General features: G+C 64.8%; 22 protein-coding genes. 13 read left to right on the forward strand and 9 right to left on the reverse strand.

Translation table 11 applies throughout. From position 1 onward, the window contains the following. Positions 1-11 precede the first annotated feature (11 nt). The 5 genes from C8C93_RS06980 to C8C93_RS07000 all read right to left on the reverse strand — a co-directional run bounded on the left by C8C93_RS06980 (position 12) and on the right by C8C93_RS07000 (position 6,920). Positions 12-1,109 carry an acyl-CoA dehydrogenase family protein gene (locus C8C93_RS06980; protein ID WP_121506359.1) on the reverse strand — a complete coding sequence of 366 codons (1,098 nt, stop codon included), beginning with the start codon at positions 1,107-1,109 and terminating at the stop codon, positions 12-14. A gap of 10 nt (positions 1,110-1,119) precedes the next feature. After that, the gene (locus C8C93_RS06985) at positions 1,120-2,289 is read right to left on the reverse strand and encodes an acyl-CoA dehydrogenase family protein (RefSeq protein WP_060986061.1); all 1,170 of its coding nucleotides are present in this window, start codon (positions 2,287-2,289) and stop codon (positions 1,120-1,122) included. Positions 2,290-2,328: 39 nt separating this feature from the next. Then, positions 2,329-3,636: an amidohydrolase family protein gene (locus C8C93_RS06990; protein WP_060986060.1), complete on the reverse strand. Its 1,308-nt coding sequence runs from the start codon at positions 3,634-3,636 to the stop codon at positions 2,329-2,331. A gap of 365 nt (positions 3,637-4,001) precedes the next feature. Further along, entirely contained in the window at positions 4,002-5,801 is a 1,800-nt protein-coding gene (locus tag C8C93_RS06995; protein ID WP_121506360.1) for a bifunctional diguanylate cyclase/phosphodiesterase, read from the reverse strand. A gap of 147 nt (positions 5,802-5,948) precedes the next feature. After that, the gene (locus C8C93_RS07000; RefSeq protein ID WP_121506361.1) at positions 5,949-6,920 is read right to left on the reverse strand and encodes a tripartite tricarboxylate transporter substrate binding protein; all 972 of its coding nucleotides are present in this window, start codon (positions 6,918-6,920) and stop codon (positions 5,949-5,951) included. Between the two features lie 436 nt (positions 6,921-7,356). On the opposite strand from C8C93_RS07000, the gene C8C93_RS25120 reads away from it, so the two are divergent. After that, entirely contained in the window at positions 7,357-7,527 is a 171-nt protein-coding gene (locus C8C93_RS25120) for a hypothetical protein (protein ID WP_158603249.1), read from the forward strand. A 132-nt stretch (positions 7,528-7,659) separates the two neighbouring features. Here C8C93_RS25120 and C8C93_RS07005 read toward each other — a convergent pair whose 3' ends face one another. Next, positions 7,660-8,496, reverse strand: coding sequence for an IclR family transcriptional regulator (locus tag C8C93_RS07005; protein ID WP_082753465.1), 837 nt, complete (start codon positions 8,494-8,496; stop codon positions 7,660-7,662). A gap of 333 nt (positions 8,497-8,829) precedes the next feature. Between C8C93_RS07005 and C8C93_RS07010 the strand changes: the two genes are divergently transcribed. Both C8C93_RS07010 and C8C93_RS07015 read left to right on the forward strand, forming a co-directional pair. After that, a complete protein-coding gene (locus C8C93_RS07010) occupies positions 8,830-9,057 on the forward strand; it encodes a ferredoxin (RefSeq protein WP_060985465.1) in 228 nt (75 codons plus the stop codon). A gap of 119 nt (positions 9,058-9,176) precedes the next feature. Next, a complete protein-coding gene (locus C8C93_RS07015) occupies positions 9,177-10,124 on the forward strand; it encodes a VOC family protein (protein ID WP_121506362.1) in 948 nt (315 codons plus the stop codon). A gap of 53 nt (positions 10,125-10,177) precedes the next feature. Here the strand turns inward: C8C93_RS07015 and C8C93_RS07020 are convergent, their stop codons facing one another. From C8C93_RS07020 to C8C93_RS07030, 3 genes are all read right to left on the reverse strand, one after another. Next, a complete protein-coding gene (locus C8C93_RS07020; protein WP_199726995.1) occupies positions 10,178-10,915 on the reverse strand; it encodes an SDR family oxidoreductase in 738 nt (245 codons plus the stop codon). 11 nt (positions 10,916-10,926) lie between these two features. Further along, complete coding sequence (locus C8C93_RS07025) at positions 10,927-11,781, reverse strand: SDR family oxidoreductase (RefSeq protein ID WP_121506363.1); 855 nt, start codon at positions 11,779-11,781, stop codon at positions 10,927-10,929. 66 nt (positions 11,782-11,847) lie between these two features. Continuing rightward, positions 11,848-12,792 carry a LysR family transcriptional regulator gene (locus C8C93_RS07030; RefSeq protein ID WP_121506364.1) on the reverse strand — a complete coding sequence of 315 codons (945 nt, stop codon included), beginning with the start codon at positions 12,790-12,792 and terminating at the stop codon, positions 11,848-11,850. A 114-nt stretch (positions 12,793-12,906) separates the two neighbouring features. Here C8C93_RS07030 and C8C93_RS07035 point away from each other — a divergent pair, with 114 nt between their 5' ends. The 10 genes from C8C93_RS07035 (at position 12,907) to C8C93_RS07080 (ending at position 25,939) form a co-directional block, all read left to right on the forward strand. Next, the gene (locus C8C93_RS07035; protein WP_121506365.1) at positions 12,907-16,392 is read left to right on the forward strand and encodes an indolepyruvate ferredoxin oxidoreductase family protein; all 3,486 of its coding nucleotides are present in this window, start codon (positions 12,907-12,909) and stop codon (positions 16,390-16,392) included. Between the two features lie 43 nt (positions 16,393-16,435). Continuing rightward, positions 16,436-17,185 (forward strand): electron transfer flavoprotein subunit beta/FixA family protein, encoded by a 750-nt coding sequence (locus C8C93_RS07040; protein ID WP_121506366.1) that lies wholly within the window; start codon positions 16,436-16,438, stop codon positions 17,183-17,185. Between the two features lie 13 nt (positions 17,186-17,198). Continuing rightward, positions 17,199-18,134, forward strand: a complete 936-nt coding sequence (locus tag C8C93_RS07045) for an electron transfer flavoprotein subunit alpha/FixB family protein (RefSeq protein WP_121506367.1) — start codon at positions 17,199-17,201, stop codon at positions 18,132-18,134. 407 nt (positions 18,135-18,541) lie between these two features. After that, entirely contained in the window at positions 18,542-18,922 is a 381-nt protein-coding gene (gene panD, locus C8C93_RS07050; protein ID WP_121508680.1) for an aspartate 1-decarboxylase, read from the forward strand. After that, positions 18,922-20,277, forward strand: coding sequence for an adenosylmethionine--8-amino-7-oxononanoate transaminase (bioA, locus tag C8C93_RS07055; RefSeq protein WP_121506368.1), 1,356 nt, complete (start codon positions 18,922-18,924; stop codon positions 20,275-20,277). Before panD ends, bioA begins: the two co-directional genes overlap by 1 nt. After that, positions 20,274-20,954, forward strand: coding sequence for a dethiobiotin synthase (bioD, locus tag C8C93_RS07060; RefSeq protein ID WP_121506369.1), 681 nt, complete (start codon positions 20,274-20,276; stop codon positions 20,952-20,954). Before bioA ends, bioD begins: the two co-directional genes overlap by 4 nt. Then, positions 20,951-22,144, forward strand: coding sequence for an 8-amino-7-oxononanoate synthase (bioF, locus tag C8C93_RS07065; protein WP_121506370.1), 1,194 nt, complete (start codon positions 20,951-20,953; stop codon positions 22,142-22,144). The genes bioD and bioF overlap by 4 nt, the downstream gene beginning before the upstream one ends. A gap of 22 nt (positions 22,145-22,166) precedes the next feature. Beyond that, on the forward strand, positions 22,167-22,508 hold the full coding sequence (locus C8C93_RS07070) for a 5-carboxymethyl-2-hydroxymuconate Delta-isomerase (RefSeq protein WP_121506371.1): 342 nt from the start codon (positions 22,167-22,169) through the stop codon (positions 22,506-22,508). A 424-nt stretch (positions 22,509-22,932) separates the two neighbouring features. After that, positions 22,933-24,492, forward strand: coding sequence for a PAS domain-containing methyl-accepting chemotaxis protein (locus C8C93_RS07075; protein ID WP_121506372.1), 1,560 nt, complete (start codon positions 22,933-22,935; stop codon positions 24,490-24,492). 316 nt (positions 24,493-24,808) lie between these two features. Next, positions 24,809-25,939 carry an ABC transporter substrate-binding protein gene (locus C8C93_RS07080; protein ID WP_158603250.1) on the forward strand — a complete coding sequence of 377 codons (1,131 nt, stop codon included), beginning with the start codon at positions 24,809-24,811 and terminating at the stop codon, positions 25,937-25,939. The last annotated feature ends 55 nt before the right edge of the window (positions 25,940-25,994 follow it).

Here is a 25,994-nt window from a genome sequence, read left to right on the forward strand (position 1 = left end):
GGGGTGGGAATTCATGTGGAGGACAGGGCTGCCAGGCGGCCACTGGTTACGGCAGGCCACAGCGAGGCAGAGCCGCCTTGGGCGACGGCCCTTCCCAGCCGCTGTGTCCAGTGCCCCTGGTTGCCGAACTCGCTGCGCCAGGCCCAGAGCCGGCGGGTGCCCAACTGCAGCGCATGCTCGTGCGTAAAGCCGATGGCGCCGTGCACTGCATGGGCCATGGCGGCCACCGCACCGGCGGCTTCTGCGCCGCAGACCTTGGCCGCGGCAATCTGCCAGGCCGCCAGTTGGCTGCCCGATTCCGCGAAGGCGGCCTCGGCGCTGACGAGCGCGCTGCCCGTGTGCTGAGCCATCTGCGCCAACTGGTGCTGAATGGCCTGAAATGCGCTGATGGGCTTGCCGAATTGAACCCGCTCGGTGGCGTAGCGGGTGCTCAGATCCAGCGTGGTTTCGAGGGCTCCGGCCATCTGGGCCGTGCGCAGCATGGCCCCTCCCCACCAGATCACATCGTCGGGCCAATCGGCGGGGACATCCGCGATCGCGATGGGCGTGGTGTTCTTGAAGCTGAGGTCGTCCCGCGGCTCGCCGGCGGTGTTCTGCTTGGTGCTCACTTCCGCGTCGCGGCGCGACAGCAGGATCAACGTCGTTCGTTCGCCGGGGACGAGAGCGACGACGTGCTCCACATCGCGCCCCCAGGGTACGTCGCACAGCGTGCCTGTGACGAGGGTTTCCGCAGGCGCAACCCAGGGTGCGTCGAAGAAAGCTCCTTTTGCGGCATGGTTGAGCGACAGCGTGCTGAGCATGGAGATGCCCAGCGGTTCATTGCGGGCCTCGATCCCGCACTGGCCCAGCAACCAGTTCGCGAACATGGTCTCGGGCAGGGGCAGGGGCAGATTGTGGCGTCCTGCAGCCTTCACGACCCCGTACAGGTCTTCCCAGGAGGCGCCAGCGCCGCCCAGGTGTTCCGGCGCGGCGGCCACAGCGAACCCGGATGATTCGAGGGCTGCCCACAGGTCGGCCGGCCAGTGGCCCGCCTCGCAGTGGCGGATCAGTTCCGGGGTGACGAGATCGGCCAGCAGCCGCTCGATGGTGGATTCAAACAATTCACGCATGCTTGTGTTCTCAACGCAGCCCGAGACCGCGGGCGATGATGCCGCGCAGGATTTCGCGTGTGCCACCACGCAGCGAGAAAGAAGGTGCCATCTGCATCAAGGCCGCCAGCACTTGCGCATGGTCACTGCCCCCGCCGACGGCGGGCGCCACATCGAGCACCTGTTGGGCGAGTTCAGGGATCTCCTGCTCAAACGCAGCACCCAGATCCTTCAGGCAGGAGGCCGCCCAAGCGGGGTTGCCTCCTGCGGCCAACTCGGCCGTGACCGCCAGCGACATCTGGCGCAGCACGACAAGGCGCGCGCTCAGGCGACCCACGGCATGGGCCTGCAGGGCATCCGGTTGTGCTCCGACGGCGTCGATCAGCGTGTGCAGCAGCGCCATGCTGCTCAGGAAACGCTCTGGCCCGCTGCGCTCGAAGGCGAGTTCCGCGGTGACTTGTTCCCAGCCCTGGCCTTCGGTGCCGATCAAGGCATCGGCATCCAGGCGGACGTCGTCGAGGTAGACCTCGTTGAAGTGTTCACCGCCCGCCAGGTCACGGATCGGGCGCACCGTGACGCCGGCGGCCTTCAGGTCAATGATGAACTGCGACATGCCTTCATGGCGCGCAGCCTTCTCGCCCGTAGCAGCACCCGTGCGCACCAGGGCGATCATGTACTGCGCGTGGTGGGCATTGGTGGTCCAGACCTTCTGGCCGCTCAGCCGCCAGCTGCCATCGCCCGCCGCTTCATCACGCACCGCGCGGCTGCGGATCGAAGCGAGGTCCGAGCCCGAGTTGGGCTCGCTCATGCCGATGCAGAAATAGACCTCGCCCTTGCAGATCCCAGGCAAGTACTTCTGGCGCTGGGCTTCCGTGCCATAGCGCAGGATCAGGGGGCCGCTCTGGCGGTCGGCGATCCAGTGGGCGGAGACGGGGGCCCCGGCCGCCAGCAGCTCTTCGATCACGACATAGCGCGCCCAAGGGCTGGCGTCGTGGCCGCCATACTGGTGTGGCAAGGTCATGCCAAGCCAGCCGCGGCACCCCAATTCCCGGCTGAAGGCCGGGTCGGCGCCCATCCACGAGTCCGCGCGGCGCAGGGCGCTCCGATCCTTGAGTGCGGTGGCGAGAAAGCGCCTCACCTCGGCCCGGAGCGGCTCGACGTCTGCGGGGATGCGGTGGTATTGGAAAGATGCAAGCGCCATAGGGTACGGCCGGTTTCCTGGGTTGATGCCGATGGCGGGTTACAAGGCGGTCTGGGCGTCGGCGGCGGCAAACATCTTGTTGATGTCGCCCGAGGTGACCGGACGCTCCGGGTCACGGAGCGGAGCCGCGCCACCCATGCCGCAGGCCGGCTCGATGCTCACGTGCTTGGCCTGCGCCTTCAGCGCGCCGACGGTGCAGTTTTCGCGGCCCAGGATGGCGAAGGGGTCGTAGGAGAACTCGCGCATCGCATTCAGGTGCGTGATCTTGTTGATGACCTCGTCGCTCAGGTGCTGAGATTGCTTCCAGAACACGTTGGCGGATTCCGGCCATGTGCAGTCGGAGTGCGGGTAGTCGCATTCCCAGGTGACCTTGTCGACATTGATGAAGTCCAGATTGCGCAGGCCGAACTCGTCCTCGATGAAGCAGGTGATGATGTGCTCGTTGAAGACGTCGCTGGGCTTCTTGCCGCCAAAGTTGGAGTTGGTCCAGGCGTTGTGGTGGTTGTGGGTGAAGTTGGCGCGTTCCAGCAGGTAGGGGATCCAGCCGATGCCGCCTTCGGACAGGGCCATACGCAGCTTGGGGAATTTCTTCCACATGGGGGCCCAGATCCAGTCGGCGGCGGAGTTGGAGATGGAGATGGGCATCGACGTGATCCAGGCATCGATCGGCGACTCGTCGGATGCATGGGCCGCTTTGACGCCGGTGCCGATGTGGCAGCAGATCACCACGTCGTTGTCCGCGCATGCCTTCCACAGGGGATCCCAGTAGCTGTTGTGGATGGACGGGTACCCATGCACGGTAGGGTTGTCGGAGAACGTGAGGGCATGCACACCCTGCTTGGCCAGGCGCTGGACTTCCGCCGCCGCCGCCTGCATGTCGAACCAAGGAGCCATCATCAAGGGAATGAAGCGGCCCGGTGCAGCGTTGCACCAATCGTGCAGATGCCAGTCGTTGTAGGCCTGGATGGCTGCGAGCGAGACACCGCGGTCTTCGTAGCTCTGAAACCGCTGTCCCGCAAAACCCGGGAAGGTCGGGAAGCAGATCGAACCCAGAACGCCATTGGCATTCATGTCATCGACACGGGCCTTGATGTCCCAAGTGCCGCGGCGCATCTGTTCGTAGCCCAGCGGCTCCATGCCGTATTCCTCTTTGGGGCGGCCGACCACCGAGTTCAGGCCCATGTAGCCCGTGGCTTTTTCCTCGAACACCCAGACGTCGCGACCTTTGTGGTTCTCGACGCGGGGCTCGCGCCCCTTGTACTTCGCGGGCATATGGCGGGCGAATGCATTGGGTGGCTCGATGGCGTGATCGTCAACGCTGACGAGGATGAGATCTTCCAGTTTCATCTTGTCTCCAGAGGGTGAGGCGATGGGGCTTGGCTCGGGGTGGCCGAACCAACGGCATAGGGTGGGATGCTAGATCAAATACTGTACAGATTCAAGAATAATGTTCATATTTGGCAAGGAATACATGCGATTCTAGGGAATACCACTAGCCGAACCGGCTAGGTGGGCGCCTCCCTGGAACATTTCGGCGCCATGCGGATGAGGGGGCTGGAGTCCGGCAATCCAGTGCACATCTGAGCCGAGGTAATTTCGGCTTGCGCCCTAGATCAAAGTGATTTTTTGCTATTAATTTGGAAGCTGTATGCGCTTGCCACGCTTTGTTTTCTTGGGGTTGGTGCCGCAATTGCACGCCTTTTCCGGAGGCGTTATGGCAGCCATCCAGGCTGGCTGCGCAGGAACTGTCCGAGTTCACCTGACGGCAGCGGGCGGCTGAAGTGGTAGCCCTGGGCTTCGTCGCAGCCCTCCTCGCGCAGGAACTCCAGTTGCGCTTCGGTTTCCACGCCCTCGGCTGTGGTCTGCATGCCCAGGGCCTGGGCCATGCGGATGATGGCGCTGACGATGGCACGATCGTTGTTGTTCCGATCCAGATCCTGGACGAAGGACTGGTCGATCTTGAGCTTGTATATCTGGAAGCGCTTGAGCTGGCTCAGGGAAGAGTAGCCAGTGCCGAAATCGTCCATCGACAGGCGCACACCGCGGGCTCGCAGCTTGTCCATCGTGGCAGCGGCTTGGTGCGGATCATTGATGGCCACGCCCTCGGTCAGCTCCAGTTCCAGCGAATCGGGAGGGATTCCGGTGTCCTGCAGTATGGAGTTGATGATTTCAGGCAGTTGCGGCTGGCGGAACTGAATGGCAGAGAGGTTCACGGCCACCTTCAAATCGCGCAGTCCGTCCTGGCGCCACGTCTGCAATTGCCGCATGGCAGTGCGCAGCACCCATTCGCCGATCTGCAGGATTTGGCCGCTGTCCTCGGCGATGGGGATGAATTCGGCCGGCGAGACGCGGCCCAGTTCGGGATGGTCCCAGCGCAGCAAGGCTTCCACGCTGTGGACGCGGCCGGTGCGTAGCGTGACTTGGGGCTGGTAGTGCAGCGAGAGTTGGTTGCGATCCAGTGCGCGGCGCAGCGCGTTTTCCACTTGCAGCGCGCGCCGCGACTGGGCCTGCATCTGCGGCGTGAAGAAGCGGTAGGTGTCGCGGCCGGCCCGCTTGGCGTGGTACATGGCCGTGTCGGCGGCCTGGGTCAGGGAGTCAATGTCATGGCCGTCATCGGGATACAGCGCGATCCCGATGGAGGGGGCGATCATGAGCTCGTGGTGGTCGATCCGATACGTCAGGCGCGATGCCTTCTGCAGTTTGGCGGCGATGCGCTCGGCGCCCTGCGCATTGGCGTTGGGTAGGAGCAGCACGAACTCGTCGCCGCCGATGCGTGCCACGGTGTCACACTGGTTCACGACTGTGCGCAGCCTTCGAGCGAACTCAATCAGCAGCGTATCGCCGACGCGGTGGTTCAGCGAGTCGTTGACGTGCTTGAAATGGTCGAGATCGAGAAACATCACTGCCAGTTGCCTGCCGCTGGCTCGGGCCAATTCAATGGCTCGCTCGGTGCGCTCGGCCAGCAGTGTTCGGTTAGGCAGGCCCGTGAGCGCGTCGTAGTGCGCCATCCAGTAAATGCGCTCCTGGTCGAGCTTGCGGTCGGTGATTTCGCGGTGCAGGTTCTCCACGGTGGCCCTGAGCCCCCGCTGAGGCCGCTGCTTGAACTGCTCGTGCGCTTCATTCAGGGCCTGTTGCGCGAGCAGGTTCTCCCCCATGTCACTGACGATCCAGATTGAGCCCTCGTGCAGGTTGTCGGCGTTAATGAGGCGGCCCGTAAGCTCTCCCCAAAACAGGCTGCCGTCCTTGCGCCTTAGGCGACGCTGTGTGCGATAGGCATGGCCCGCGCTGAGCGTGGTGTAGGCCTCGCGCCCAAGGCTGCGCAAGTCGCCTCGGCTGGGATGCAGTTGCTCGCTGCCCACGCCGACCAGCGCGTGCTCGTCTGGGTATCCGAAAATGTCCGCGCATCGCCGGTTGCAGCGGACAATGACACGTTGGCGGATGAAGACGATGCCGACGCCCGCAGTGTCCAGCGCGTGCTGTTCCCGCAGGTTGCACTCGACGGAGGCGGCCATTGCTGACGGATAGTCCAGGGTATCCCTGCGGGTTGGGTCCCGCCAGGTTATTTCACCGTGCTCTGGGCCGGAGCCTGGAAACCAACCAGTGGTAAAAGGCTGACAAGAGGTGTGCATCTGATGGTGCTCTTCATGAGATCCAGCCGCTTACTCGGCTTGGATGCCTGCGGCCCTAATGATCTTTCCCCATAGATCACGTTCTTTTGTTTGGTATTTCCCAAGCTGGCCCAGGGGCTGGATGAACGCTAACGTGCCCGATGCCTTCATGGCCGCTTGCACTGCCGGCGTCTCATTGGCTTGAACCAGCAAGCGGTACATCTTTTGAATGATCAGCTCGGGAGTCATGGCTGGCAGATAGGCTGCCAGCCAGAAACCTATGTCCATGCCATCGATTCCGCTTTCACGGAAGCTTGGCAGGTCGGGTGCGAATGGGCTGCGGACTTCATCGGTCACGGCCAGTGCTTTGATTTTTCCGGAACTGACGTAAGTCCAGGCCGAAAAGTCGGTGAACATGAAGTCGATTTCTCCACTGATCAGATCCGGCATCATCGAGTTGCCGCTGCGATAGGCTGCCCCTACCACTTTCACTGCGGCGGTCTGCTGCAGTACCTCGGCGGGCAAGCGGCTGGTGATGCTCGTGTAGCCGAAAGTGAACCGGCCTGGATTGCTCTTGATCTGCTGGAGGAACTCCTTGGCAGATGCCGCCCTGACCTTGTCCGGATTGACATACAGGTACATCGGGCCCTTGGAGAGTGTCGTCAAAGGGACAAAGCCGTTGACTGGGTCGTAGGGCAGGTTCTTGATCACGTGGGGGTTGCCGGTGAATGCCACGTTCCCCGAGATCAGAAGGTTGTATCCATCGGGTTTCGCCGAACCGATCAATTGCGCCGCAATGCCGGAACTGCCGCCAGGGCGGTTTTCGACCACAACAGGCACTCCTGCAGCTTTGGACATCTCGCTTGCGAGGGCTCGGGTGTAGACGTCTGGGGCCGAACCCGGCGTGAAGGGAGTCACGACCTTGATGGGTTTTTCCGGGAAGCCGGCGGCCCTGGATGCATCGGCACCCGCCAAAAAGCACATGAGCATGAGCGCCTTGACCCAAGCAGGAGCCTTCTTCATCGTTTGTATAAAGAATTAAATTCTGTATATAGAATTTTGTGATTCTGCTCGGCCCGCGCTGCCTTGGGTATTGGGGTTCACCCTGGCTGGCCATTCCTTTCTGTTGTCCTGTTTGGCTTGGGCTGTACTTACAGGTCCCGACGGGCCACAGGCGATGCGCATGAATGCGCGCCTGGGGCGGGTAGTGCTGGTGACGGGGAGGCCCTTGACCAAGGGCGGGAGCGGCCCAGTGGAGTGGGGCGGGCGGTGGTCGCGTCTCAGGCAGCTGGATTGGGTTGGGCTCGGTGTTTTCCCTGATTTTGGGCGGAAGGAGGCACATGGAGCGCTTTCTGTTTTGACGCAGGAGATTGGAATTTGTACATTTATGGAAAAAGTGCCTTTGATTTCCTGTGTGCACAGCCGTCCTGCCATCAGAGGATCGAACCATGGAGACAAAATGCCTTCCTTGATCTTTACGACCGTCTCGAGCCTTGTGGTGGTTGTTGCTGTGCTGTGGCATTTCGCCGATGCCGCTGTCCACCAGCCCAGTCATGTTGGTCATCTGCATGCCCACACGCCCCCTATGGCGAGCGATTTTTGGACACTGATGTCTCACGGCTTCCGCTAGATTTCAGTGCATCACTTGGGGGGGGGCGAGCCTTGTGGGCTCGTGCGAACGTGAGCAGCCGCCGCTAGATGCGGGATTGGGGCATGGCTGCAGTGGTGGCTGGTGTTTGAGCCTGTTTTCCAGGCCTGGGTCTCAAAAAAGCACAGATTCCAGCCGGGTGCCCAATTCCTTCAGCGACTGTCCAAGGGCCTTGATCCGGACTTCGGCATCGCTGTGCTGGCTGCGGATCATGACAGCCGAAACGGTGTAGGCAATGCTGCGCGTGGTGTCGCGCACAGGGGCGGCGATCGCGAGGACGCCGTCGGAGAAATACCCGTCGTCAACGGCCCATCCGTGGCGTTGAGCTAGATGAACCTGTTCCAAATACTCCTCAAACGATAGCGCGCGTGCCCAGCGAATACGGGCGAATTCGGTGCGCAGATCGTTTTCAGAGAGATTCATCTGCCCAACGAAAAGCCGGCCGCTGGCCCCCATCAGGACAGGCAGGCGCTGGCCCAGCGGCATGTAGATGTGCAGATCCGTAGGGCTGGATTCGGAGCTGACGAGCACGATCCTGTCATTGCCCATCCGGCGCCAGAGCGTGACCGTGATTCCGCGCGCGATGGCAAGTTCGCGCATGAGCGGCAATGCCAACTGGACGCGCTGGCCCTGTGTCACCAACTGCTCTGCCAAGCGAGCCAGCCCAAGGCCTGCAGAGTACGTTTTGGACAGCGGATTGAAATCGACGACATCTTCCGAGACCAGGGTTCGGAGGATGTTGAAGCAGGTGCTTGGATTGATTTCGAGGTGCCTCGCTATGTCCGCTGCTCGCTCAGGAGCCCCCTTGTGCGCGAGGTATCGAAGGACTCCGATGGCATTCACCACCGGCTTCACGATGACGCCGTGGCTCGATCCTGATTTCTTGGAGTTGTCGGCCAAAGTCGGAGCTTTGCCCGGCGCGGCGCTGTCTTCGGTCACGACGGATTCCATGTTGTCCAGTGGTCAATTGAATGCAGGTCACTGCCTCGGAAGTGTTGGAACGACGGGGTGTCACAAAACTTCCACCTGTCTGCAGCAGCGGGCATTCTAAGTGGCGAAGTGCATTCTGTATGGAGTTTTATCTATCGTACGTCTGTTCAGGGACGTCCTGTGGGGACGGGAATACCAGGTCGGCTCGTGGGTCGTTGCGCGCAGGTGCAAAGTGTGGGGGGTACGAAGGGTGGTCTAGGGAGAACCCTGAAATAAAAATCAACACTTTATCGAATAATGTGCATATGTCTCTATGCGCAGCAACATCGAATCCGCTGCATCGAAAGGAAAATCATGAGTACCCACGGGAAAACCCCCACACTTCGAGTGATCGTCGATCGCGGTCGTTGCTGCGGCTACGGGCTGTGTGCCCAACTCTGCCCCGAGGTGTACAAGCTGGATGAAAACGGCTTGGTATATGTCGAATCCGAGCTCATCCCTGGTGGGCTTGAGGAGGAGGCGAGGGAAGGGGCCGCAGCCTGCCCTGCGGAAGCGCTGGTCATCGAAGCGATTCAGTCGTGATTGGCCGGGGGGCCAGCAGAATCTGCTGTCGGCGGGCGCTGGCGCATCCCATGGCTGGTTGTCGCCGATGACTCGTTCTGCGGGGCATCGGTTTTTTTAGCTTACGGGAAAGCATCAACATGGACATCATAGGTATTGGATACCTCGGCTTCGAGACAACCAAGGTGGACGAATGGCGGGAGTATGGGCCGCAGGTCATGGGTTTTCAGGTCGGCCAGTCTCCGGCGTCAGATCCGGACTCTCTCTACTTCCGCACGGACGATCGGCGGCACCGGTTTGCCTTCCATCCCGGCAAGATTGATCGCCTGGCCTACATCGGTTGGGAGGCCAAGGGAAAGATCGAGTTCGAGGCGGCGATTGCCCGATTCCAGGAACACGGCGTGGAAGTCACCATGGGCGATGCGGCCCTGTGCCAGCAGCGTGGCGTCAAGGGAGTGTTCCGTTTTCGTGACCCGGTCGGCTATCAGCATGAGATGTTCCATGGTCAAAAATGGATGCCCCGTTCCTTCACGCCAGGCCGCCCTCACGGGGGCTTCGTGGCCGGCGTGCGGGGGTTGGGGCATCTGGTCGTGATCACTCCGCAATGGCCACCCGAGCTGCAGGATTTCTTCGTCAAACTGATGGGCTTCCATTATTACGGCCCAGGGGCCGGCAAGGGCCAGACGGCGTTTTACCGCTCCAAGCTCAACAGCTACACCAGCCACGATATCGCCTATGGATACGGACCTGGGAAGATGGGTGTCCAGCATGTGGGCCTGTTTGTGAAAAGCCTGCGCGACGTCGGCGAGACCTACGACATCGTGAAGCAGCGCGGGATCCCGATGATGATGACGCTGGGGCAGCACTCTCAAGATCCGCACGCTTCCTTCTACCATTTCTCGCCGGGCGGCTTTGCACTCGAGACCATCACCGAGCTCGAACCCTGGCATGACGACGGCTTCGAACTCAATCCCGAGAAGCTTAGCACCTGGGGTCATGAAGTGGTGGGCCCGATCCTCGGCCCGAGCGTACGGACGCCCGAAGAACTGCTCGAGCCCGAGTTGCTGGCCAAGTACAAACAGGGATGACGCAGCCCGCTTGCCGACTTCCGCGCTGGGCCGCCAGCACGGGAGTTGGCGTTTCAGACTGATTCTGAAGACGAGACCATCAGTACGCGCGCCATGCTAACGTGCTTTGGCTGCTCGAGCATGTAACGCACGGCGGACGCGACATCCGACGACTGTAGGGCCGGTGTCTGGTCCGCACGGACCGGTTGGCCCGAGGCGCGCAGCCGGTCAAAGATCTCGGTTTCCGTGGTGCCGGGCGCGATGGTGCCCACGCGCACGCCACTGCCTTTGAGTTCGACACGCAGCGCAGTGCTGAACACCTCGACGGCCTGCTTCAACCCGGCGTACACGCCCATGGAAGAATGGCTCAGGTATGCCCCCACGCTGGACACGTTGATGATCGCGCCCGCGCCCTGTTGCTTGAATGCGCGCGCGAACACATAGGAGGTCCGGACCACGGCATCGTAGTTGGTGCGCGTCATCTGCATCAGGCCATCGAGATCGATGGTTTCGAGTGTGCCGCTGACCAGCATGCCGGCGTTGTTGACCAGGATGTCGGCGCAGCCGTAGGTTCGGTGAGCCAACTCCAGCAGAGCCTGCGCCGTGGCGGGCTCATCGATCGCTGCGCTCAGGGGTACTGCCGGGCCGGGGAGCTGGGCGCACAGCGCATTCAAGCGCTCGGCGCGGCGCGCGGTCAGCACCAGGCTGCAGCCCGCGGCGCTGAGCTCATGGGCAATGGCTTCGCCGATGCCTGACGATGCGCCGGTGACGACGGCGACCTTGCCTTGCAGGTGCCGTTGGGCCTCGTTCACGTAGCCGGGCCTCAGGCTTGGGTGTCCGGGCTGGGATAGCGCAAGGCCATGGCCGCGCCGAAGTCCCTTTTGAGGGTCGGGTAGTAGGCAATCTGTCCGCCCATGCCGCCGGCAATGTCGATGGAGGCCGCGCTGATGAAGCTGGCGTAGTCGCTTGCGAGGAACAGCGCCATGCCGGCGACGTCTTCCGGCTTGCCAAAACGCCCCAGGGGGACAACTTTGAGGACCATGGCGTCGAATTCCTCGCGCGGCGTGCCGGGCGGCATCTCACGGTAGTGGCGGTCCCACTGCCCGGTGTCGATCCAGCCCATGTTGAGGGTGTTGACCAGGATGTTGTCTTTGGGCAGCGACATGCCCAGCGATTTGGACATGGCGATGCAGCCCGCGCGGTTCACCACGGAGGGGATGCCGTCCGGGGTGATCTGGGTGCCGGCCAGCGCATTGATCTCGACGATGCGCCCCCAGCGCTGCTTTCGCATGTGCGGGACCACGGCCTGGATGAAGCGGAAATGGCCCATCTGCAACACGTTGGCGTGCTCCAGGATCTGCTCTGGCGTGAGGGTGTTGAGGTTGCCGCCGCGGCCTTGGCCCGCGTTGTTGATCAGGACGTCCACGCCGCCCCAGGCGGCTGCGATCTCATCCACGAAGGCTTTCACGCCCGCGGTGTCGGTGACGTCGACCGCGCGCGCGATCACGGCTTGCGCCGTCGTCGCCAGTTCGGCTCCCACCGCTTCGATGTCGGCCTGCGTGCGGGCGCAGACCGCAACGCGGGCCCCTTCTTTAGCAAAGGCACGGGCAATGGCCCGGCCAATTCCGCGCGAGGCGCCCGTCACGATGACGCGCTTGTGGCTCAAATCGATAAGCATGTACTGTCTCCTGGTTATGCAGAATATCTGGCAGATTGTAGGCAGAAATTAAAAAATCGTTCATATCTAGGTTCTTGCCATTGCCTGTGCGCCGTTAGCGAATGATCGGCCCAGGAACTGCTCCAGCGCTGCTGCGCAGGGGCTCAATGCACGGCCTGCGGACCAGGCCAGGCCGACTTCCATGACCGGCAGCCGTGCGTCCATGGGAACGGCGTGGATGCGCCGCCCATCCAGGGACCATGGCCGGAACACCATGTCCGACAGGATGGTCACGCCCAGGTTGAGAGCGACCATCTCGCGCAGCGCCTCCATGGAAGACGTCTGGATAATCTTGTGGGGTGTGTGCCCCGCGTCGGCCCAGTACCGCCGGGCATTGCGGTCGCCTTCGTCCACCATGGGCAGGATGTAGGGGAGCGCCGCAAGTTCTTCGAAACTCACGCTCCCCCGGCCCGCGTATTCATGGCCCGCAGCCATCCAGAGCTGACGCCTGGACCTTTCCAGGACGCGGGTTTCCAGGCGCTCCGGCGCTTCCAGGTTGGACAGCAAAAGTGCGCCCATTTCCAGTTGGCCGCTCGCCAGGCGGACCTCGATGTCCTTGCGCGGCATTTCCTCGAGCGAGAGTTCTATCCGGGGATACAGCTCGCAGAAACGCGCGAGGGCGGGCAACAGGAAGTACCCCAGGACGGTGTAGGTCGCGGCCACTTCCAGCTTCCCGTGGAGGTCGCGCCCATGTATCGGAAAGCGGGCCGCCTCGTTGGCCATGCGCAGAACGGATTCGGCGTGCTGCAGAAAGCCTTGTCCCTGCAAGGTGAGGGTGACGCCTTGGCGTCCGCGATCCAGCAAGGCCGTGCCCATGGCCTGTTCCAGGTCCGCGATCGCCAGGGTCATGGCCGACTGCGACAGGCCGATCTCTGTTGCGGCAGCCGAGATTTGCCCGCAGCGCGCCACGGCCACGAAGTAGTGCAGTTGGCGCAGCGTGAAGCGCGGCAGGGCAGGCAGACCGATTGTCATTGGAAAGGCAAATACCTGGGGTTCAAAAATTGAATTTGACTATGCCATAAATATGAACAAAATATAGATAAATGTTTAAATAAAAGGTTGCGCGAGCAACCTGGAGATATCCCCATGACCCCTCCCGTTTCCCTGGCGGACAAGTACGAATTGCCCGCCGGCCGTGTCTACATGAACGGTACGCAGGCGCTGGTTCGGCTGCTGCTGGCGCAAAAGGCGCGTGACGAGGCCGCCGGGTTGAATACCGAAGGTTTCGTCTCCGGCTATCGTGGCTCTCCCCTGGGCGCCGTAGACCAGGAGCTGTGGAAGAACCGGGCGCTGTTGGACAAGCACAAGGTGCGCTTTCAGCCCGGTCTCAACGAGGAGCTGGCGGCAACATCGGTCTGGGGCACGCAGATGGTGAGCCTGGATCCGAAGGCACGGGTCGATGGTGTGTTCGCCCTCTGGTACGGGAAGGGACCGGGCGTGGACCGCAGTGGCGATGTCTTCAAGCACGGGAACATCGCGGGTGGCGCTCCGCATGGCGGCGTGCTGCTGGTGGCGGGAGACGACCACGCATGCAAGTCATCCAGCCTGCCGCATCAGAGCGAGCATGCATTCATCGCTGCGATGATTCCGGTGCTGCATCCTTCGGGAGTACACGAATTCATCGAATTCGGACTCCACGGATACGCCATGTCGCGCTACTCCGGATGCTGGGTGGGCTTCAAGGTGATCAGCGACACGGTCGAGTCCTCGTCGTCGTTCGACATCGATCCGATGTCGGTCGAGATCAAGATTCCGCAGTCCTACCCCGTTCCCGCCGACGGCTTCTCGATCCGCTGGCCCGATCCTCCGCTGGAGCAGGAGAACCGGCTGCAGCGCGAGCGCCTGTATGCACTGCTCGAATACGTGCGCCTGAACAAACTCAATCGCCAGGACTGGGCAGTCCCGGACGCACGCCTGGGTATCTGCACCACCGGCAAGAGCTACCTGGACGTGCGCGAGGCGCTGTCGCTGCTGGGCTTGGACGAGGCGGCCGCACAGGCGCTGGGTGTGCGCCTGCTCAAAATCGGCGTGGTCTGGCCTTTGGAACCCACCTGCGTGGTTGAGTTCGCACAGGGCCTCGACGAAATACTGGTCGTGGAGGAAAAGCGCCAGGTACTCGAATACCAGATCAAGGAGCACCTCTACAACGAACCCCATCGCCCCCGCGTGGTCGGCAAATACGATGAATCGGGCGAATGGGTTCAGGTTCCCAGCAGCGGCATCCTGCTGTCGCCCAATGGCGAGCTCACGCCAGCCGGCATCGCTGATGTGATCGCTGCGCGCCTAGTCAAGGTGTACGGCCAAGGCGTGCTGCCGGAGTCGGTGCGGGTGTGGTTGGAGCGTCAGGCGGTGGCGGTAACTCGCTCCCCATCCGATGCGCCTGTGCCCCAGCGGCTCCCTTACTTTTGTTCGGGCTGTCCCCACAACACTAGCACCCAGGTGCCGGAAGGGTCGCGCGCGCTGGCGGGGATCGGCTGTCACTACATGTCGATGTGGATGGATCGCCGCACGGAAACTTTCAGCCAAATGGGCGGCGAAGGGGTGCCGTGGATAGGGCAGGCGCCCTACACGGATACGCCACATGTGTTCGCCAACCTGGGAGATGGAACCTACATGCACTCGGGCTCCTTGGCCATCCGGGCTGCCGTGGCTGCCGGTGTCAACATCACCTACAAGCTGCTGGTCAACGATGCTGTCGCCATGACGGGAGGTCAGCCAGTCGAAGGCGCACCTTCGGTGCCCCAGTTGCTGCGGCAGATTGCCGCCGAAGGCGTGAAGGAACTGCACCTGGTGAGCGACGAGCCCGAGGACTTTCAGACCTTGGACGACTTCCCCAAGGATGTCAAGGTGTCGCACCGTGACGGCATGGACGCACTGCAGCGTGCGCTGCGAGACGTCAAGGGGGTGTCGGTGATCGTCTATGCGCAGACCTGCGCCGCCGAGAAGCGCCGCCGGCGCAAGAAGAAGACTCTGGTCGATCCGGCGCGTCGAGTGGTCATCAACGAGGCCGTGTGCGAAGGCTGCGGCGATTGCGGCGTGCAGTCCAACTGCGTCTCCATCCTGCCACTGGAAACGCCCTTGGGGCGCAAACGGCAGATCGATCAGAGCGGCTGCAACAAGGACTTCTCCTGCGTGCGCGGATTCTGCCCAAGCTTCGTAGTGCTCGATGGCGCCGAACTGCGAAAGCCCCAGCGTGACCGCGTGGCGCCGCCCACCGGCATGGCGCGACCCGAGCTGCCAGTCTTGGCGCGCCCCTGGAACATTCTGGTGGCCGGGGTCGGCGGCACCGGCGTGGTGACCATCGGTGCCCTCATGGGGATGGCCGCGCATCTCGAAGGCAAAGGGGTGCTGGTGCTGGACATGGCAGGCCTGGCGCAGAAGGGCGGGGCCGTGATGTCTCATGTGCGGCTGGCGGCGGATCCCGTCCAACTGCATGCCGCGCGGGTAGCGCGCGGACAGGCGGACGTGGTGCTCGGCTGCGACCTGATGGTGGCCGCGGCCGGGGATGCGCTTGCTTCCATGGCGTCCGGGCGCACTCGCGCCGTGTTGAATACGGACGTGGCCCCCACAGGCAGCTTTACACGGGATCCCGACTGGCAGGCGTCGCCCGATGCGATGCTCGAGCGGGTCGGTTCGGCCGCTGCCCAGGTGGAGTCTCTGGAGGCCTCCCGCCTGGCGGTCGCCCTCATGGGGGATGCTGTGGCCACCAACGTATTCCTGCTGGGCTTTGCATGGCAAAAAGGCTGGGTGCCTCTGCAAGAGGATTCGTTGCTGCGCGCCATCGAACTCAACGGCGCCGCGGTGGGCATGAACCGCGCAGCGTTTGCCTGGGGACGCCAGGCTGCGCTGGATCCTGCTGCGGTGCGCCGTGCGGCCGGCCTGCCTTCCGACGAGAAGGTGATGCTGATGCCGAGCAGAACAGCGTCTCTTGCGAGCATTCTGGCCGATCGCACTGAGCGGCTCGCCGACTACCAGAATGCACGCTACGCGCAGCACTACGCGGCGGTCGTGCGGCGTGTTTCCGATGTCGAGAAGGCGCGTGTCGGGGGAGAGCGCCTAGCGCGCGAGGTCGCGATGAGCCTCTACAAGCTGATGGCCTACAAAGATGAATACGAAGTTGCTCGCCTGCACACCAGCAGTGATTTCCTCGCCCGGCTGCAAGAGCGCTTCGAAGGTGATTTCACCGTGAGCTACTACCTGGCACCGCCACTGCTGGCGCGCCGCGACGCGCAAGGCCGTCCAGTCAAGCAGCGCTACGGCGCCTGGGTGCAGACGGCCTTCCGTCTCCTGGCCCGTTTGCGGCTCCTGCGCGGAACAGTTTTCGATCCGTTCGGCTGGACTCGGGAGCGGCGGGAGGAACGTGCGGCAATCGACGAATTCGAGGCCTTGGTTGAAGACCTGCTGAAAGACCTGAACAGCAACAACTTCAACGAGGCGTTGGCGCTCGCCCGTTTGCCCCAGCAAGTGCGAGGCTATGGCCATGTGAAGGCGCGCGAGCACGAGGTCGCGCAGAAGAAGGCCTTGGAACTCCTGGCACGCTGGCGAACGAAGACCGGCCTTTCCCAAGGCTAAGGCAGCCAGGACAAAGCTGCTACCCATTCCAAAGGAGATACATATGAAAATTCTCGTCCCTGTCAAGCGCGTGGTGGACTACAACGTGAAGATCCGCGTGAAATCGGACAACACGGGCGTGGACATCGCCAACGTGAAGATGAGCATGAACCCCTTTGACGAAATCGCCGTCGAAGAGGCCGTGCGCCTGAAAGAAAAGGGCGTGGTGACCGAGGTCATCGCGGTGAGCTGCGGCGTGGCCCAGTGCCAGGAAACGCTGCGCACGGCCATGGCCATCGGTGCCGACCGCGGCATCCTGGTCGAGACGAACGAGGAACTGCAGCCCCTGGCCGTGGCCAAGCTGCTCAAGGCCCTGGTGGACAAGGAACAGCCCGGCCTGGTCATCCTGGGCAAGCAGGCCATCGACGACGATGCCAATCAGACCGGCCAGATGCTCGCCGCCCTGGCTGACCTGCCCCAGGCCACCTTCGCCTCCAAGGTCGAAGTGGCGGGCGACAAGGTGAGCGTGACGCGTGAAGTGGACGGCGGCCTCGAAACCCTGAGCCTCTCCACCCCGGCCGTGGTCACCACCGACCTGCGCCTGAACGAGCCGCGCTACGTCACGCTGCCCAACATCATGAAGGCCAAGAAGAAGCAGCTCGACACCGTCAAGCCCGAGGACCTCGGCGTCGACGTGGCCCCGCGCCTGAAGACCCTCAAGGTGAGCGAGCCCCCGAAGCGTGGCGCCGGCATCAAGGTGCCCGACGTCGCCACCCTGGTGGACAAGCTCAAGAACGAAGCCAAGGTGATCTAAGGAGTTGATGGAAATGACCGCCCTCGTAATCGCAGAACACGACAACGCCTCCATCAAGAGCGCCACCCTCAACACCGTCACGGCCGCCAAGGCCTGCGGCGGCGACGTGCACGTGCTGGTGGCCGGCGAAAACGCCGGTGCCGCGGCGGCCGCTGCCGCGCAGATCGCTGGCGTCGCCAAGGTGATCCATGCAGACGGCGCATCGCTGAAGGACGGCCTGGCCGAAAACCTGGCGGCCCAGGTGCTGGCCATCGCTTCCGGCTACAGCCACGTCCTCTTCCCCGCCACCGCCAGCGGCAAGAACGTGGCGCCCCGCGTGGCCGCCAAGCTCGACGTGGCCCAGATCAGCGACATCACCAAGGTCGACAGCGCCGACACCTTCGAGCGCCCCATCTACGCCGGCAACGCCATCGCCACCGTGCAGAGCGGCGACGCCGTCAAGGTCATCACCGTGCGCACCACCGGCTTTGACGCCGCGGCCGCCACGGGCGGCAGCGCCGCCGTCGAAACCACGGCCGCCGCCGCCGACAGCGGCAAGAGCAGCTTCGTGGGCCGCGAAGTGACCAAGAACGACCGCCCCGAACTCACCGCCGCCAAGATCATCGTCTCGGGCGGCCGGGCCCTGGGCAGCGCCGAGAAGTTCACCGAAGTCATGACGCCCCTGGCCGACAAGCTGGGCGCCGCCATCGGCGCATCGCGCGCGGCCGTGGACGCGGGCTACGCCCCCAACGACCTGCAAGTGGGCCAGACGGGCAAGATCGTGGCGCCGCAGCTGTATGTGGCCTGCGGCATCTCGGGGGCGATCCAGCACCTGGCGGGCATGAAGGACTCCAAGGTGATCGTGGCGATCAACAAGGACCCCGAGGCGCCGATGTTCTCGGTGGCCGACTACGGCCTCGAAGCCGACCTGTTCACGGCCGTGCCGGAACTGGTCAAGGCGATCTCGTAAGGAGGTTCTACGCCATGGGTTTGCTGCGCCAATGCCTGCAGGAGGTGCGTGAGCGGCAATGCCCGCAACCGCCTATTCTTACCCCGCCATGCACAGTTGAGTACCACAATCCTGCGCAGTGGCATCACCTTGAAGGTGTACAGCTCGCTTCTGTTAGCGAGTTGCACCGCCATGCTTCCCACCACCGCATCTTGGGGGCCCAGAGCGTGGAGGGCTAATCCATATGGCCGTTTTCACCCCGGCAAGCTTAGCGTTCGTTTAAGGCAAGGCAGAAAAAAGCCGCACTCGTCGTTGCGCACCTTGCCCAGGCAGAGAGCCTGGGCTACGGCACGCGCCTAGATTGCAGCTTTTTCCAGCCTAGCGGGCACCATGAAAAGACTTTGAACACGCTCTCAGGAGAAACCGCCATTTTCCGCACCCTGCTCAAATCCAAGATCCACCGCGTCAAGACCACGCACTGCGAGCTGCACTACGAAGGCTCGTGCGCCATCGACGAAGACCTGCTGGACGCCGCCAACAACTGCGAGAACGAGCAGGTGCACATCTGGAACGTGGACAACGGCGAGCGCTTCGTTACCTACGCCATCAAGGGCCAGCGCGGCAGCGGCATGATTTCCGTGAACGGCTCGGCCGCGCGCCGCGCCTGCGTGGGCGACTTGCTCATCATCGCGGCCTTCGCCCAGGTGCACGAAGACCACGTGGCCGCGCACCAGCCGCAGCTCGTGTTCGTGGACGCGCACAACCGCCAGACCGCGCTGCGCCACCACGCGCCCACGCAGCCCCTGTGATGCCGGCCGCCGACACCCTCGCCGCGCGCAGCCTCGCCAGCGTCTGGCACCCCTGCACGCAGATGAAGCGCCATGAGGCCGAGCCGCCCGTGGCCATCGCGCGCGCCCAGGGGCCGTGGCTGCACGGTACCGACGGGCGGCGCTACCTGGATGGCATCAGTTCCTGGTGGGTCAACCTGTTCGGCCACGGCCACCCGCACATCCAGGCCGCGCTCACCGACCAGCTCGCGCGGCTCGACCACGTGATGCTCGCGGGCTTCACGCACGCGCCCGTGGTGGAACTCTCCGAGCGCCTGGCCGCGCTCACGGGCCTTGGCCATGCGTTCTACGGCAGCGACGGCGCCTCCGCCACCGAGATCGCGCTCAAGATGAGCGCGCACTACTGGCGCAACCAGGGCCGCCCGGCCAAGAGCCGCTTCGTGGGCCTGGCCGGCGGCTACCACGGCGAAACCGTGGGCGCGCTGGCCGTGACCGACATCGCCCTCTTCCGCGAGGCCTACGCGCCCCTGGTGCGCCTGGCCGCCACCGTGCAGAGCCCCGACACGCGCGGCGCCCAGTCCGGCGAATCGGCACGCGGCGTGGCCCTGCGCGCTGCCGCCGCCCTCGAGGCCTGGCTGGCCGAGCACCACGCCAGCACGGCCGCGCTGATCCTCGAACCCCTGGTGCAGTGCGCGGCCGGCATGGCCGTGCACGACGCCGAATACCTGCGCCAGGCGCGCGCGCTGTGCAGCCGCTACGAGGTGCACCTCGTGGCCGACGAGATCGCCGTGGGCTTCGGCCGCACAGGCACCATGTTCGCGCACCAGCAGGCGGGCATCCGGCCCGACTTCCTCTGCCTGTCCAAGGGCCTCACGGGCGGCACGCTGCCGCTGTCGGCCGTGCTGACCACGGACACGGTTTACGCCGCGTTCTACGACGACGATGTGGCGCGCGGCTTCCTGCACTCGCACTCCTACACCGGCAACCCGCTGGCCTGCCGCGCGGCCCTGGCCACGCTGGAGCTGTTCGAGCAGACCGATGCGCTCGCGCGCAATGGGCAACTCGCCCAGGCTATCGACACCGCCTGCGCGCCGCTCACCGCCCACCCGCGCGTGCGCCACGCGCGCCGCCAGGGAATGATCTGGGCCTGGGACGTGGACACCACCCTGCCCGACTTCGCACGCCGCTACCACCGCCACGCCATGGCGCGCGGCCTGCTGCTGCGGCCCATCGGCGCCACCGTCTACGCCATGCCGCCCTACGTGCTCGATGCAGAGGCCGTGCAGCACCTCGCAGTCAACGCTCTGGCCGCGCTCGACGCCACGCTGGCCGAGGAAGCCGGCACGCCCACCCCCACGGAGGAACGCCTGCCATGACCCTGGGCGTATTCGTCACCGGCACCGACACGGGCGTGGGCAAGAGCCTCGCCTCGGCCGCGCTCCTGCACGCGCTCGCGCGCCATCACACACGCGTGGTCGGCATGAAACCCGTGGCCGCGGGCGCCGAACTGCACGGCAGCCAGCTCGCCAACGAGGACGCCATCGCGCTGCGCGCCGCCTCCACCGTGGCCGTGCCGCCCGAACTCGACAACCCCGTGCTGCTGCCCGATCCGCTCTCGCCGCACATCGCGGCCGCGCGCGCTGGAACGGCCATTTCCATCCCCGCCATCGTGCAAAGCTACCGGCAGCTCGCCACACGCGCCGACGCCGTGGTGGTCGAGGGTGCGGGCGGCTTCCACGTGCCGCTGTCCGGCACCGAGACCGGCGCCGACCTGGCCCAGGCCCTGGGCCTGCCCGTGGTGCTGGTCGTGGGCCTGCGCCTGGGCTGCCTGAACCACGCCGCGCTTACGGCCGAAGCGGTCCGCGCACGCGGCCTCACGCTCGCGGGCTGGGTCGCCAACCGCGTGGACCCGCAGATGCTGGCCCCCGAGGACAACATCGCCTGGCTGCGCCAGCACCTGGGTGCGCCGCTGCTGGCCGAGCTGCCGCACCAGCCCCGACCCGATGCGCGCGCCCTGGCCGCGCTCTACCAATTGCCCCCCGACTGGACATGACCTCCTGGATCGACGAATTCCCCGCGCGCATCGCCGCGCTGGACGATGCCCACCTGCGCCGCCAACGCCGCGCCGTGGTGCCCGCCGAGGGCGCCCACCTGCGGGTGGACGGTGCCCCCATGCTGGCCTTCTGCAGCAACGACTACCTGGGCCTCGCAGCCCACCCCGCGCTGGCCGAAGCCGCCTGTGCGGGCACGCGCGAGTTCGGCGTGGGCTCGGGTGGCTCGCCCCTGGTCAGCGGCCACAGCCTGGCGAATGCCGCGCTGGAGGACGACCTCGCGCGCTTCGTGCAGCTGCCGCGCGCGCTCTACTTCTATGCGGGCTACGCGACCAACATCGGCATCGTGCCCGCGCTCGTGGGCGCAGGCGACGCGCTGTTCTCCGACGCGCTCAACCACGCCTGCCTGATCGACGGCGCGCGCCTGTCGCGCGCCACGGTGCACCGCTACCCGCATGCGGACCTCGCCGCGCTCGACGCCCTGCTCGCGGCCAGCCCCGCGCGGCGCAAGCTCGTGATCACTGATGCCGTGTTCAGCATGGACGGAGACGTGGCCGATGTGCGCGCACTGCACACGCTGTGCGAGCGGCACGACGCGCTGCTGCTGATCGACGACGCCCACGGCTTCGGCGTGCTCGGCCCCGAGGGGCGCGGCACGCTGGCCGAGGCGGGCCTCGTCGGCGCCAACGCCTCTCCGCGCGTGCTCTACATGGCCACGCTGGGCAAAGCCGCGGGCGTGGCGGGCGCCTTCGTCGCGGGGCCCGATGCGCTCGTCGAATGGCTGGTGCAGAAGACGCGCAGCTACATCTTCGCCACGGCCGCGCCCGCGCTGCTGGCGCGCGCGCTGCAGGCCAGCCTGCGCGTGATCGCCGCCGAGGGCTGGCGGCGCGAACAGCTCGCCGCGCGCATTGCCCAGCTGCGCGACGGCCTGGCGCCGCTGGTGCAGGGCACGCACTGGCAGCTCGGCGACTCGCGCACCGCCGTCCAGGCCCTGGTCATCGGCGCCAACGACGAAGCCCTGGCCGTGATGGAAGGCCTGCGCGCACGCGGCCTGTGGGTGCCCGCCATCCGCCCGCCCACGGTGCCCGAGGGCACGGCGCGGCTGCGCATCGCGCTGTCGGCGGCGCATACCGAGGCCGATGTGCAGCGCCTGCTGCAGGCATTGGCCGAACTGCGCCCGGCGCACACCTGATTTTTCCACCCGGAGGTTTTCCATGCCCCACCTGATCGTCGAATACTCCCGCAACCTCGCCGGCTTCCCCGAGGCCCAGGCGCTCGCCGAACTCAACGCCGCCGTCTGCGCAAGCCCCGAGGTGGCCGACGAGGCCGACCTCAAGAGTCGCATCGCCCCCGTGCAGCAGTTCGAGGTGGGCACCGCACCCGCGAACCGCGCCTTCGTGCACGCGCAGCTGCGCCTGCTCTCGGGCCGCACGCCCGAGGCCAAGAAAGACCTCTCGGAGCGCGTGGCCGGCGTGCTGCGCCGCCTCACGCCGCGCCCCCCGGGCGTGCTGGTGCAGCTCAGCGTGGAGATCGTGGACATGGACCGGGCGAGTTAAGTGAAAGAGCGGCTTTAAGGTAACGCTGAATAAGTCCCGCGATGGCGCTCGCCCTGGTTGGGGATGGGATGCAAGGCGCAAAGCGCAGCAATAGCCGTAGCTATTGCGAGCATTTGCAACGCAGCAGACCGCCCAAAACAGGGATGCGCGGCACGCGAGGACTTGTTCAGCGTTGCCTTAAGCCCAAGTCTTCCAGCGCATCACCACTGTGATCCAGCATCTGCCCTGTGGGCACGGCTGCGCATAAGGCAGGCGTTGCAAGTCCACTGTCGTGCGGAATGGGACTTCCTAATCCGTGTCATGGTTCTCATAGGGTTGCAGTGCCTGGGTTTCTCACGCTTTAGGTATCAACATCCATTTGGCGCGGTCAGCCGTTAGCAAGCCGTGCAGCCCGCGACCGGTGCGGGCCCATCAGGGAGCCTCCATGCGCATCAATCTGCCGGTGACCCAGCAGAACTTCGACTATTCCGGCGACGAGCTGCTGGTGTCCAGCACCAACACCAAAGGCGAGATCACCCACTGCAACCCGGCCTTCGTGCGTGTGAGCGGCTACGGCTACGACGAGCTCATCGGCCAGCCCCACAACATCATCCGCCACCCCGACATGCCCGCCGAGGCCTACAAGGACCTGTGGCGCACCATCGGCCGGGGCGAGCCCTGGACGGGCCTGGTCAAGAACCGCCGCAAGAACGGCGACCACTACTGGGTGCGCGCCAACGTCACGCCCATCCTGGAAGGCGGCAAGCCGCGCGGCTACATGTCGGTGCGCACCAAGCCCAGCGCCGCCGAAGCCGCCGCCGCCGAGGCGCTTTATGCCCAAATGCGCCGCGAGGCGGACACGGGCTCCCGCAGCTTCTCGCTGGAGGCGGGCAGCGTGCGCTACCACGGCCTGCGCGGCTGGCGCCAGCGCCTGGCGCAGATGGCGCTGCTGCCCCGCATGGCGCTGATGCTGGCCGTGCTGGTGCTGCTGGCGCTGGTGCCCGACATGCTCGGGCTGCAGGGCGCGGCGGCCTGGGGGGCGCGCGTGGCGCTGCTGGTGCTGGGGGCGGGCTGGGTGCTGTGGCGCTTCCAGGCCACGGTGCTGCAGGGGCTGCACGATGCCACGCGCTTCGCGTCCGACATCTCGGCCTGCAACCTCGCGACCTCGGTCGGCACGGACTACCCCGAGCCGCTGGGCGCGCTCATGCAGCGGCTGCAGCAGACCCAGGTGAACCTGCGCGCCGTGGTGGGCGACGTGCGCACCGAGGTCGGCAACTTCACCCGGTCGGCTGCCGAGATCACGCGCGGCAGCCTTGACCTGTCGGCGCGCACCGAATCGCAGGCGAGCAGCCTGGAGGAGACCGCCGCGTCGATGGAGCAGCTGGCCAGCACCGTGCTGCAGACGGCCGAGACTGCGGCCAAGGTCTCGCAGGAGAGCTCGCAGAGCAGCGAGGTCGCCTCGCGCGGCGGCCAGGCCGTGCAGGAGCTGGGCTCGGCCATGCAGCAGATGAAGCACTCGTCCGCCAAGATCAGCGAGATCGTGGGTGTGATCGAGGGCATCGCCTTCCAGACCAACCTGCTGGCCCTCAATGCCGCCGTCGAGGCCGCCCGCGCCGGCGAGCAGGGCCGGGGCTTCGCCGTGGTGGCGGGCGAGGTGCGCGCGCTGGCCCAGCGCAGCGCCAGCTCGGCCAAGGAGATCAGCGGCCTGATCGACGTCACGGTCAACCAGATCGCCAGCGGCGCCCAGCAGATGGACCACGCGGGCACCACCATCCGCGGCGTGGTGGACGCGGTGGAGCGCGTGAGCGCGCTGGTGCAGCAGATCAGCAGTGCCACGCGCGAGCAGTCGCAGGGCATCGCACAGGTCAACGAGGCCGTGACCCAGCTCGACACGGTGACGCAGCAGAACGCTGCGTTGGTGGAACAGTCCACGGCGGCGGCCCAGGGCCTCAAGGACGGCGCCGAGTCGCTGGGACGCGCAATGGATGTGTTTCGGCTGAGGTGAAACAGCGGTATGCATCGCTCGTGTTTGCCCTTTGGAGGCACCGTAGTGCGATTGGAGGCTAGTAACGGAAATTTGATATATAGACAAAAAAGACAAATATGTATAATTCTTGATGACGCTGCCCATTTATTTAAAGAGGCAGTGCGGACAGCCCCCGGGTGAATAGCAAGGTCGGCGGTCAGGAAGGAAGGCGCACGAGGTAGCCGCATGCATGGCTCCTCCGACCCCTCTGAGATGCGGTTGGCGTGCTGCACTCGGCCTCTGGTTCTCATGGGTAGCGGCTTGTCCTAACAAGAACACGAAGGAGACCCGTGCCATGCGGAATGTGAATAGTGGGTATCGGCGCCTGGCGGTGGCTTTGTCGGCGGGCCTGGTGTGGTGCAGTGTGGCGCTTGGCGCCGACATGATTGTCCTGGGCCAGTCGCTGAACATCGGACCCGATTCGGACGGCGGCGGATTGCGGGTCATGGCCGCAGCCAAGGGGTACATAGATGGCGTAAATGCAGCCGGAGGCGTGCAGGGGCGTCGGCTTGATTTGGTCACGCTAAACGACGATGGTGACCCGCGCAAGCACGAGCGCAATGTTCGCGAGCTGATCACGCAGCGTGGGGCGGTGGCCTTGCTCAATTGTCAGGGCGAGGCTTCTTGCCGGGCCTCCGCCGCAGTCACGGCAGTATTGAAGGTGCCTTTGGTTGGGCCGTTGAGCGGCGCCTCAGCCTTGGCGCGCAGCAATGCGCCCTGGCTGTTCCAGGTACGGGCCAGCGGCACGCGTGAGGCCGAGGCCCTGGCCCGGCAGTTCAAGGCCATCGCCTGCTTTCGGGTCGCCATCGTCACCGACGCGCCGGAAAGCGAATCGGTCGCAGCGCTCAAGAGCGCCATGGGCGGGGAGGGTATGACCGCCACCGTGCTCGCCGTTCCTGTCGGCTTGCCGGGCGACAGCGTGCAGAAGCTGATCAAGTCCCTGGGCGGGGAGGGTTTTCATGGGGCCGTGCTTGCCTTGCAACTGCCGACGGCCGAGGCCTTGGTGGATCTTCAATTGGGGGCACGGGAGGAATGGCCCCGCGTTATCGCTTCGCTGGCGAGTCCTCACCTCAACACGCTACTGGCTGGCTTCAAGGGCCGTCTTTTCGGCTTCACCACTGTGGTGCCCAATCCGGAGGCGGGCAATCTGCGCCTGGTTCAGGAGTTCCAAAGGAACATGGACACCTACGGCGCGGGCCACGCGGTGACATTCGTGGGCATGGAGGCCTACATCAACACCAGGGTGCTGGTAGAGGCCTTGCGCCGCACGCCGCGTCTCACGCCCGAGGCAGTGGCTGCCACGCTATCGCAGCTCAACGATCTGGATCTGGGCGGCTTCAGCGTGAGCTTCGCGCGCCAGCGCAACCAGGGCTCCGACTGGGTGGACGTGGGGGTGCGATCGCGCTATGGGCAATTGATGCGCTGAGTCGGCACCCTTCTATCACCCAATCGTCTTTCATCTTTTCGTTTGACTGGATCGT

This window comes from Acidovorax sp. 93, from assembly GCF_003633835.1.
Taxonomy (GTDB): domain Bacteria; phylum Pseudomonadota; class Gammaproteobacteria; order Burkholderiales; family Burkholderiaceae_C; genus Acidovorax; species Acidovorax facilis.

What these genes read in the sequence shown, in the direction of transcription:
- C8C93_RS07025 (WP_121506363.1), bottom strand. Translation starts at nt 11,781, where the DNA reads ATGCTTATCGATTTGAGCCACAAGCGCGTCATCGTGACGGGCGCCTCG.
- bioD (WP_121506369.1), top strand. Translation starts at nt 20,274, where the DNA reads ATGACCCTGGGCGTATTCGTCACCGGCACCGACACGGGCGTGGGCAAG.
- C8C93_RS07045 (WP_121506367.1), top strand. Translation starts at nt 17,199, where the DNA reads ATGACCGCCCTCGTAATCGCAGAACACGACAACGCCTCCATCAAGAGC.
- C8C93_RS07080 (WP_158603250.1), top strand. Translation starts at nt 24,809, where the DNA reads ATGCGGAATGTGAATAGTGGGTATCGGCGCCTGGCGGTGGCTTTGTCG.
- C8C93_RS07015 (WP_121506362.1), top strand. Translation starts at nt 9,177, where the DNA reads ATGGACATCATAGGTATTGGATACCTCGGCTTCGAGACAACCAAGGTG.
- C8C93_RS07005 (WP_082753465.1), bottom strand. Translation starts at nt 8,496, where the DNA reads ATGGAATCCGTCGTGACCGAAGACAGCGCCGCGCCGGGCAAAGCTCCG.
- bioA (WP_121506368.1), top strand. Translation starts at nt 18,922, where the DNA reads ATGCCGGCCGCCGACACCCTCGCCGCGCGCAGCCTCGCCAGCGTCTGG.
- C8C93_RS07030 (WP_121506364.1), bottom strand. Translation starts at nt 12,792, where the DNA reads ATGACAATCGGTCTGCCTGCCCTGCCGCGCTTCACGCTGCGCCAACTG.
- C8C93_RS06985 (WP_060986061.1), bottom strand. Translation starts at nt 2,289, where the DNA reads ATGGCGCTTGCATCTTTCCAATACCACCGCATCCCCGCAGACGTCGAG.
- C8C93_RS07035 (WP_121506365.1), top strand. Translation starts at nt 12,907, where the DNA reads ATGACCCCTCCCGTTTCCCTGGCGGACAAGTACGAATTGCCCGCCGGC.
- C8C93_RS25120 (WP_158603249.1), top strand. Translation starts at nt 7,357, where the DNA reads ATGCCTTCCTTGATCTTTACGACCGTCTCGAGCCTTGTGGTGGTTGTT.
- C8C93_RS06980 (WP_121506359.1), bottom strand. Translation starts at nt 1,109, where the DNA reads ATGCGTGAATTGTTTGAATCCACCATCGAGCGGCTGCTGGCCGATCTC.
- bioF (WP_121506370.1), top strand. Translation starts at nt 20,951, where the DNA reads ATGACCTCCTGGATCGACGAATTCCCCGCGCGCATCGCCGCGCTGGAC.
- C8C93_RS07040 (WP_121506366.1), top strand. Translation starts at nt 16,436, where the DNA reads ATGAAAATTCTCGTCCCTGTCAAGCGCGTGGTGGACTACAACGTGAAG.
- C8C93_RS07070 (WP_121506371.1), top strand. Translation starts at nt 22,167, where the DNA reads ATGCCCCACCTGATCGTCGAATACTCCCGCAACCTCGCCGGCTTCCCC.
- C8C93_RS06995 (WP_121506360.1), bottom strand. Translation starts at nt 5,801, where the DNA reads ATGGCCGCCTCCGTCGAGTGCAACCTGCGGGAACAGCACGCGCTGGAC.
- C8C93_RS07000 (WP_121506361.1), bottom strand. Translation starts at nt 6,920, where the DNA reads ATGAAGAAGGCTCCTGCTTGGGTCAAGGCGCTCATGCTCATGTGCTTT.
- C8C93_RS07075 (WP_121506372.1), top strand. Translation starts at nt 22,933, where the DNA reads ATGCGCATCAATCTGCCGGTGACCCAGCAGAACTTCGACTATTCCGGC.
- C8C93_RS06990 (WP_060986060.1), bottom strand. Translation starts at nt 3,636, where the DNA reads ATGAAACTGGAAGATCTCATCCTCGTCAGCGTTGACGATCACGCCATC.
- C8C93_RS07010 (WP_060985465.1), top strand. Translation starts at nt 8,830, where the DNA reads ATGAGTACCCACGGGAAAACCCCCACACTTCGAGTGATCGTCGATCGC.